The organism is Thalassospira sp. ER-Se-21-Dark, assembly GCF_017922435.1.
Lineage (GTDB): Bacteria > Pseudomonadota > Alphaproteobacteria > Rhodospirillales > Thalassospiraceae > Thalassospira.
Genome location: NZ_VDEZ01000005.1, coordinates 254,273 through 263,681 on the forward strand (window position 1 = coordinate 254,273; position 9,409 = coordinate 263,681).

Here is a 9,409-nt window from a genome sequence, read left to right on the forward strand (position 1 = left end):
AGGATTATTGATCTTTTTGGCAACAAAAATCGCCAATTCACCTGATCGAAATGCCCGGATTTCCGGGTTTTACGGCCCTCATCACATTGTTGTATTCCAGCCCTCTTTGATTTTCTGGTGGCTTCCTGTATGTTGCGGGCTCCCGACGCGGCCAGGGCGCTCCCTCGCGCGCCGGAAGACAGAGATTTAACCATCTTGAATGGCAGCCGCGCTGCATGTCGGCCGCGGCCAGCAAGGGAGTATTCTATGAGCAAGATTAAAGTTAAGAATCCAGTCGTCGAACTTGACGGCGATGAGATGACCCGCATCATCTGGGACTTCATCAAAAACAAACTGATCCTGCCGTATCTCGACATTGACCTGAAATATTACGATCTTTCGGTTCAGAAACGTGACGAGACCGACGACCAGATCACCATTGATGCAGCAAATGCCATCAAGGAACACCGCGTTGGTGTCAAATGCGCGACCATCACCCCGGATGAGCAGCGCGTTGAAGAATTCGGCCTGAAAAAGATGTGGAAGTCGCCGAACGGCACCATCCGTAACATCATTGGCGGTACCGTTTTCCGTCAGCCGATCATCTGCTCGAACGTTCCGCGTCTGGTGCCGGGTTGGACCCAGCCGATCGTTATCGGTCGTCACGCATTTGGTGACCAGTACCGCGCGACCGACTTCAAGGTTCCGGGCGCAGGTAAACTGACCATCAAGTTCCAGCCGGCAGACGGCGGTGAAACCATCGAACACGAAGTCTTCGACTTCCCGTCCTCGGGCGTTGCCATGTCGATGTACAACCTTGATGACAGCATCAAGGGCTTTGCACGTGCTTGCATGAACTACGGTCTTAACCTTGGGTGGCCGGTCTACCTCTCGACCAAGAACACCATCATGAAAGCCTATGACGGTCGCTTCAAGGACCTGTTCGAAGAAGTCTTCCAGGAAGAATTCAAAGACAAGTTCGAAGCAGCTGGCATCACCTACGAACACCGCCTGATCGATGACATGGTTGCATGTGCGATGAAATGGAACGGTGGTTTCGTTTGGGCTTGTAAGAACTATGACGGCGACGTTCAGTCTGACACCGTGGCACAGGGCTTCGGCTCGCTCGGCCTCATGACTTCTGTTCTGATGACCCCGGATGGGCAGACCGTCGAAGCAGAAGCGGCCCACGGCACCGTGACCCGCCACTATCGTCAGCACCAGCAGGGTAAAGAAACCTCGACCAACCCGATTGCGTCGATCTTTGCCTGGTCGCAGGGCCTGAAATACCGTGGTGAGTTCGATGGCACCCCGGAAGTCGTCAAGTTTGCTGAAACCCTTGAGAAAGTCTGCGTCGACACTGTCGAAGCCGGCTTCATGACCAAGGATCTGGCACTGCTGATCGGCCCGAACCAGAAATGGCTGACCACCAACCAGTTCCTCGACAAACTGGACGAAGGTCTGAAAGCTGCAATGGCCTGATCCATCTGATCAAGCGGCAGTTTGCCAATCAGAAAACCCCTGTCGGGAAACCGGCAGGGGTTTTCTTTTATCAATACTGAAATCCGGACAAAAAGAACCCCGCCGGCGGGGGGCCAGGCGGGGCTGCAAGTTGCTACGGCCCAGGCTCAGGCCGCGGCGGTCAAAGCAGGATCAGCTGCTTTGAACTGGGATGTCTTAAGCAGCAGTGTCACCAGTATCGGCGGTGTCACCACTATTTGCTCCGTCACCGGTGTCACCACCCGTGTCACCTGTATCTCCGGCGTCACCTGTCTCACCTGTGGTGTCACCCGTATCTCCAGTGTCACCGATGTCTCCGGTATCACCTGTGTCGCCAGTATCACCCGTATCCCCGGTATCACCGCCGGTATCACCGGTATCCGGCTCGCCATCATCTGGCGTATCACTGTCATCACCCGCGCCAGGCCCAGTCAGCTCTTTCCAGCCCTTGGTAATAATGTCGCGTTCGACATCCGGATCGACATCCGGACCGGTCGGCGCGCCAAACACCCGCTGGATCCCCGGCGGCAAAGCACCAGCAAGCCCCGGTGCATTTGCAATACCCGGCGGCATGCCTTTTTCACCAGTTACACCTTCTCTTGCAGAGGATGCACCACGGCCAACGCCCCCGGCCTGCATACCCAGCCCCTTGGCGTTGGAACGCGCGGCTGCACCTTTGCCTTGAGCTTCGGCACCATTACCTTTGCCGCCGCCATTGCCACCACCGGCATTACCACTGTTCCCCGGGCCGTCCGGGCCGCTACGGCCATTTCCGCCGCCATTCCCGCCACCGTTACCGCCGCCAGGGCCATCATTTCCGTTACCGCCACCGCCACCGGGGCCGCCATTGCCACCACCGTTGCCGCCGCCGTTACCACCACCATTACCGCCGCCATTACCGCCGCCGTTGCCATTACCGCCGCCGTTTCCGCCGCCATTACCTTGACCTTGCGCAAAGGCACTTTTGCCTCCGACGTCAAACTGGGAAAGGTCAAGCGAGAGGGGGGTTACCACCAACGCAAAGGCACCAAACCCGAGAATGCCCGCTGTCGTAATCCTGCTGCGCAGACTTTTTTTCTTAATGGTCAACATTGTCAGCTCCACTTCCTTAGCAGTGAATTTCGCGTTCATTTGACAGGACAACGCCCGGAGTTCGAATTTTCTTCCCGGCTGTCGAAATTATTTTTCACAATATTTTTTTCGGGGCCGAGGGAAGAAACACGAAGGCCCCATCGTTATATGTTCAACAAGACTGAAAAATTGCGCCTGCGATCATGAATGGGACGTCTGGTTTGGACACTGCTTTAAGACAAGAGCTTGCAGATCTTCTGCCGCGCGCATTGCGGTTTGCGCGATCGCTGACGCGCGATGCTGTCGCGGCAGAGGATCTGGTGCAAACAGCATATGCGAAGGCGGTTGAACGGATCGAACAGTTCGAACAAGGCACACGGCTTGATAGCTGGCTGTACCGGATCATCCAGACAAGCTGGATCGACGAAAAACGCCGCGATCAGCGCCAAGGAAATGTGGTTTCGTTTGAAGATGCACGTGACAGTGCCGTTCCGGGCATAAATCACGGTGGCACCGACAGGATGTTTTTGCAGGCAGCACTTGCATCCCTTGCCGAGGAACAGCGGGCTGCCCTGACACTGGTCCTGATCGAAGGATACAGCTATCGCGAAGCTGGCGACATTTTGGGCATTCCTGACGGCACGGTCATGAGCCGCGTCGCCAGAGCCAGAAGAACACTTGCCGCTCTGCATGATGATGACGGCGAGACAATAAACAAGGACAGCATTTACAGAGGTTCGTCATGAGCAAACAACTTGAAGATCGCGACTACGTTTTGCTGTCTGCCTATATTGACGGCGAACTGGCCCCAACCGAATGTCGCGAGCTGGAAGACAGAATTGCCAAATGCCCGGCCATGACCCGTCAGTTCAACATCATGGCGGGACAATCGGTTGTATTGCGCAATCAGTCTGAACGCCTTCTGGCCGATCGGGTTTATCCTCAGCTGTCTCAGGACATCGAAGATATCCTTGATCAGAAAAAGACACCGGCAAAACATTTCGTTACCAAAAGCGACGTCGATGCACGCCCGCGCACCGTTGCAAATAACAATACACCGATCTGGACTGGAATTGGTGCTGCGGCTGCTGTCCTGCTGGCGTTTGTTGGCGGCAACTGGTTTAACGAAACCGCCCGCCATGCGGCTGTTGGCACCCCGGCATCAAACGATGCACAAATGTTTTCCTATTCGCCCGTCAACAACCCTTTGCTTGATGAACAAATCAGCATGACGCTGGAAGAAACGCTGAGCGGCGATATTCGCCAGGTCTCGCTGGAGCTTGCCGAAAACAGTGACGGCACCATCAAGATCGAACCGCTCAGAACCTTCCGTCAGGGGACGCGTTTCTGCCGGGAATATCATGTCACGTTCCCAACAGACCGCGTTGAAAGTGGTCCGGACGGGTTCTTTGGTCGGGCCTGCCGCACAGAGGATGGCCAGTGGGAAACAGTTTACCGGCTGATCCCGGGCGTCGATCTGCCGGACCTTGGCAGCTCTGATGAAACACTGCCCAAACAAAAGCTTTGAGTAAATCGACAGCGATGAGGGGCTCCTCGTCGCTGTCGGTGTTTTTTCAACCGCAACAACCAAGCGATAAGAACCAGGACGTTATCGACCTGACAAAATGAATAAGCAGGATCAGAACAATGAATTTGCCGAACTACCAGCGCCCGTTTTTGGCGCTTTCTTGCGTTTTAAGCCTTTCATTGCTCGGAGCGTGCCAAACGCTTGAAAGTTTCAAAGATTCTTTAAACAGCCTCAATGACGGTCTGGGCGAGTATGCCGAAAAGACCGAGAATACCGGTCCGGCCCTTCGGCCCGCATCCCTGCCTGAATTCGGCATTGGCGATGCCTTTGTCTATGACGGCGGACGCGCCATTTATGTCGCCGATATCAAGGGGGATCGGATCGTCTGGAATGGTGGCGGTGACTATCTTTTCGAAATGACCCGCGATTTCACCGGCCCGATCCTTGACTGGTCCTACACCGACGAAGAGGACCAGAAACGTTCAGGTTCTGCCATGGTCAAGGCTGGCTCGGAAGATATCTGGCCGTTGGAATATGGCGACCACGTTCGTATTTCGACCCGGTCATCCAATACGGATCCTGTCACCGGTGAAGTAAACGAATATGACCAATGGCTGACCTGCACGGTACCTGCAACCGAAACGGTCGAGGTGCCCGCAGGCACGTTTGACACCTACGTTATTGAGTGTTCACGCTATTACAAACAGTGGTGGATGCAGACAACCAAATGGTGGTACGCGCCGGAAATCGACTTTTATGTCAAACGTGACCGTTCATGGAATTCCGGCGAAGACCACAGCGAAGAACTGGTGACATATGGCCCTGCCCCGGCAAAAATTGCGAAATCCGCACAGGACCTTTTGGCAAAGACTGTTCAGCAATCGCTTGAAACCAATAATTCCGGCGATGCGAAAACAGCATCCATCGGTGCGCTTGATATCGCGGTGACCCCGCTCAAAACCGTTCAGACGGACAAAGGCGTCTGGTGCAGGACCTATCGCCAAGAACTCACCGCCCGCAACCGTACCAGCAGCCAAATCAAATCAGCCTGTCGCACGGATGATGGCTGGGTACTTGAGGATGATGTGCCGGATCTGGCCACGCAATGACCTGAACAGGCTGGCTGGATAAAAGTCAAAACTGCGACCTCGGAATTCCCCCGCCCATATTATGGCGGGGGATTTCTGTTCTTACCTGCTGATTTTGTCCGAACGATCACCAGGACCCACTGCCCGCTAGATATCTCAATCAGCAATAGATTATCCCACGACGAGCGCGTATCATCTGTTTGTCTTCATTTGCCGGAAACAGACGCTCACAGGGCTCCACCGATCCGCCGAATGGACCATTTTCCGGGTATGCACGTCGGGGGGACGGCAATGACCTATCTGCAAAATCACACGATACTATCTTCGGGCGACCTTGATGAGGTCCGGGAGTCGATCAAAAACCTTGCGTCACGGCATGATCTGGATGTCAAAGGGCACAACGCGGAGTTTAACGCCCGCGTCGCCGCAGTGGAGTGTGATGACATCAGTCTGATGCATGTCGCATTCGGAAATTCAAGACTGACCGTCGAATCCTCCGAAGAGGATGACGATGGCCTGCTGTTATATATTGTCACGTCTGGTGCCGGTGTTGCGCAGCATTGCGGGCAAGAACTGGAATTCTTCCCCAATGCCGGGTTCATGCGCGATTTGGCTGCACCGGTCAGCGCCACAGAAGATAACTTTAGCGCCTTTGTCCTTCGTTTATCGAAGGACAAACTTAAAAACTATACCCGTTCGGTGGTTGGCGAAGATGTTGAATTAAATGGATTGCGGTTCGACCCTGTGATTGATCCCACCACACCGGGCTGGAACGTTTTCTGCAATACAGTCCACTATGTCGCCGAGGCGCTCGACGGGCCTTTGCGTGAATTGCATAACCCGATTGTCACGACCCAGATGAAAGACATCCTGGTCGCACAATGTCTGAGCCTGTTGCCCAACAGTTATCAGGACATTGTGAATGGCCGCACCGTCACCGAAGTTGTGCCCTATTACATTAAACGTGCACGTGATTACATTCACGCCCATGCCGACAAGAAACTGGGACTTGCCGATATTTCGGCTGCGGCCGGATGCGGCTATCGCGGGCTGCAAAAAGGTTTCATGGACGCCTTTGGCATCACGCCGATGGCTTATTTACGTGTTGTGCGTTTGAAACGCGTCCGGGCCATTTTGATGGCGGAACCATACGGAAAAACCGTCTCTGAAATCGCAAGGCAATGGGGCTTCACCCATATGGGCCGGTTTGCACAGGATTATCATCGGGAATTCGGCGAACTTCCATCTGAGACAATCCGCAAACACGGCTGACATTCATCTCCGATATCCGAAAAGCGCCCTCAGTATCCAGTAAGCGCAGCAAACGTACCACATCATCCAATTACATGTTTCCTTATCGGCGTCGCTGCTCAATTCTCCGTGCGGGGAATGGGCCGTCATGCCTTTGTTTTCAGACATGACGGAGAGTGGGGGAACACTCTGATAACAGGACAGTCCTGAAATCGGTCAGGACTGTCCACACAACGACAATCAAAGCGTTGACCTTGCTCCAAAGAGACTTGGTGTGTCGCTGATTGATCGGCTGCAAGGTAAGCGGTTACGATTTTTACACTTCCTCTCATCCCCAACGCAGTCCACGCGGCACACCTCGTGGGATGTGCGCAGTGAACCTGCCTGCTGAATGGCAGGTGGGCGGAAAATTTACATAACAAGCGTTGTTTGGTTGAGGAAAGATCGATGGGAAGCCGTATCAAGTCTGGCTACATACTCTGGCGGGCGTTGATCGTCCTGATTGCGGGGTTCGTCAGTATTCTTGCAAGCACTTCAGAGGTAAAGGCGCAGCAGACGCAAGCTGCTTTTACAGGAACAGGGCGCGCTCTTTGTGGTGCAATGGATTTGCGCACAAACACCCTTTTAGATGCATGCGGCTTCGCATCCGCAACCAAAACTGGCAAGGCTGTCGGAGAATGCCCACGGGGATCCTTCTTCGATATCGGCACCTGGTCCTGTTTCTCATGTCCAAGCGGTTACAACCGAACCGGCTTTGCGGTAGACACGCCGAAGGCATGTTCAAAGCAGATTTCAGCAGAATATAAACGCGCAACCCGCGTCGGCGCACACAAATCCTGCCCGTCTGGCTCGTTCAAAGATCTTCGTAATGGCGGTGAATGTTGGTCCTGCCCAGCCGGATTTGACCGCACCTTGTCAGCCGTGAATGAATGGGATGCTTGCGGTAAAATCTTTGAACCAGCCCGTCGGGCAGAATTCATTGATCGGGTTTGCCCAGAAGGTTCGTTCCCGGATCTGAATGGCAGTTGTTATACCTGCCCTGACGGATATCGCCGTACGGCGGCCGCGGTCAGCGCACACAATGCCTGTTTCCGGAACGAAAGCCTGGTGGCTGCAGAAAAAATAACCGCGCTGACCTGTAAAGCTGGCGAACATTTCGACTTTGTCGATGGCGGCACTTGCTGGTCATGCCCGGATGGGTCTGTAAGATCTGTTCACAGCGTCAAAACGAATAAAGCCTGCGAATACACAAATATGCGTTGGGAGTCGGCCAAACGGACGCCAAACGGACTGTTTGGCTTGCCCGGTGCGCACGAAATTGTCGCCGAAGTCATCACTGAGCGCACTCGAATTGAAGGCACGATCGAAAAGTTCATCACAGACTCCAAGATGAACAACAACGACGCCGCAGAATATCGGGTCGGCGTTTGGAAACAGATTAAAAACGAGCCAGAAGCTTCGCCGGAGCTCAAAGGTGCGGTTTACAATCACCTGTATGACGTCATCAAACGCGGCGCCAAAACCAAACCCGAACAAGACATGGTCAACTATCTGGCAACCTATGTTCAAGACTCCCGCAAGCTAACGGCGTCAGAGATGAGCAATGTCTGGGAGAGCTGGCAGCGCGGCAGAGAGGCCTGGCGGAAATCGCGCGGAACCAATTTGGCTTCGGCATATGATACCGGTGTAAAACCGCCAGATACTACCTTGGCAGCCAAGGAATTAATGCACTTGGGACCCGCTGCGGGTATCAGTTTGATCTATCTTGGCGGGGTTACAGCTGAGGCAGTGTCCCCAGCATTTGCCCAAGCTGCATCCCGAATCGCTCTGCAAATCCTGCCTTATCGTTTCAAGGAGATTTCGGAAGGCGTCGTTGTGAGTAGCGCTGGGTTTGCTGGCGCTGCAGTCGCGCCACTGGTGGTTTTGACTGCTGCTTCTGTCATTGCGTCTTTCGCAACCGAAATTGCGCTGGAGCAGAACAAACAAGAAGCAATCGTCAAAGACGCAGTCGCAGTCGCACAGCGTCCGGTCAATCTCGCCCGTCTGCTCAAAACGGATGATGGCCGAAACGAAGTCGCAGGCAACTGGGCGCTGATGACCCAGGAGCCCATCAAGCCGAATACACGGACCTGGGCAAAATTGATGCCGGCTGAGAAGGCAACGGGTGCCAACGATCACAGCGTGACGTTTGAAAACGGCAAGGTTGTTGTCGGCAACTTCGAAATCGATACTGCCATTGATGGCGGCCAAAATAATACTAACAATGACACGATCACGTTAAGCCAGATTGAATCGACCGGTACAGTCGGCGCTGCTGGTCGTGCAACGAATTGGGACTTGATCCCGGGGGACGCCACCGATGTTGCGATCGGCACGGATGGAACCACCTATGTCATCGGTGTAAGCAAAGCCGGTGGCGGCTATGAAATCTTCAAGCGCGCCAAGACAGCAAAAAGATGGATCAAAATGGCCGGTGCGGCAGTCCGTATCGCTGTTTCAGATAAAGACGCATGGGTCGTCAACGATGCGGGCCTGTTATTTGCCCAATCAGGAACAAAATGGCGGCAAATCCCCGGCCCGGCGGCACAAGATATTGGCGCCAGTGCCAACGGGGTTTGGATTACCGCCGTTGACAACACCATCCATGTCCGGAATGGGAACCGTTGGCAAAAACTTCCGGGAACGGCAAAACGGATCGACATTGATCAGAATGGCCGACCGTGGGTCGTAAACAAAAATGGCGATATCTTTGTCCATGACAACAACAAGAAGTGGCAAAAGCTTCCGGGTGCGGCTGTTGATATCGCGGTCGATATCCCGGGTGCGGCGTTGATCATTGGCACGGACGGCAAAACCTACCTGTTTAATGCCGCCAAGCAAGACTGGGATCCGATTGTAGACGAGCCGGACTCTCGTGCGATTGGTGCTGGCGATGGTCAGGTATGGCGGCTGACCAAAAACAATAAAATCTATCAAATGCAGTAGCGGGGCG

General features: G+C 54.2%; 7 protein-coding genes. 6 read left to right on the forward strand and 1 reads right to left on the reverse strand.

Annotated elements, in window-relative coordinates; genetic code table 11:
- The first annotated feature begins 246 nt into the window (after nucleotides 1-246).
- Nucleotides 247-1,461 carry an NADP-dependent isocitrate dehydrogenase gene (locus tag FHI25_RS18030; protein WP_210520170.1) on the forward strand — a complete coding sequence of 405 codons (1,215 nt, stop codon included), beginning with the start codon at nucleotides 247-249 and terminating at the stop codon, nucleotides 1,459-1,461.
- Between the two features lie 195 nt (nucleotides 1,462-1,656).
- Here the strand turns inward: FHI25_RS18030 and FHI25_RS18035 are convergent, their stop codons facing one another.
- Nucleotides 1,657-2,571 (reverse strand): hypothetical protein, encoded by a 915-nt coding sequence (locus FHI25_RS18035; RefSeq protein ID WP_210520172.1) that lies wholly within the window; start codon nucleotides 2,569-2,571, stop codon nucleotides 1,657-1,659.
- Between the two features lie 200 nt (nucleotides 2,572-2,771).
- Between FHI25_RS18035 and FHI25_RS18040 the strand changes: the two genes are divergently transcribed.
- The 5 genes from FHI25_RS18040 to FHI25_RS18060 all read left to right on the forward strand — a co-directional run bounded on the left by FHI25_RS18040 (nucleotide 2,772) and on the right by FHI25_RS18060 (nucleotide 9,402).
- Nucleotides 2,772-3,296: a sigma-70 family RNA polymerase sigma factor gene (locus FHI25_RS18040; RefSeq protein ID WP_040823515.1), complete on the forward strand. Its 525-nt coding sequence runs from the start codon at nucleotides 2,772-2,774 to the stop codon at nucleotides 3,294-3,296.
- Complete coding sequence (locus FHI25_RS18045; RefSeq protein WP_210520174.1) at nucleotides 3,293-4,078, forward strand: zf-HC2 domain-containing protein; 786 nt, start codon at nucleotides 3,293-3,295, stop codon at nucleotides 4,076-4,078. Before FHI25_RS18040 ends, FHI25_RS18045 begins: the two co-directional genes overlap by 4 nt.
- A 119-nt stretch (nucleotides 4,079-4,197) precedes the next feature.
- Nucleotides 4,198-5,187: a hypothetical protein gene (locus tag FHI25_RS18050; protein ID WP_210520176.1), complete on the forward strand. Its 990-nt coding sequence runs from the start codon at nucleotides 4,198-4,200 to the stop codon at nucleotides 5,185-5,187.
- Between the two features lie 270 nt (nucleotides 5,188-5,457).
- Nucleotides 5,458-6,438 carry a helix-turn-helix transcriptional regulator gene (locus tag FHI25_RS18055; RefSeq protein WP_051007616.1) on the forward strand — a complete coding sequence of 327 codons (981 nt, stop codon included), beginning with the start codon at nucleotides 5,458-5,460 and terminating at the stop codon, nucleotides 6,436-6,438.
- A 426-nt stretch (nucleotides 6,439-6,864) separates the two neighbouring features.
- The gene (locus FHI25_RS18060; protein WP_210520179.1) at nucleotides 6,865-9,402 is read left to right on the forward strand and encodes a tectonin domain-containing protein; all 2,538 of its coding nucleotides are present in this window, start codon (nucleotides 6,865-6,867) and stop codon (nucleotides 9,400-9,402) included.
- Nucleotides 9,403-9,409: the final 7 nt, after the last annotated feature.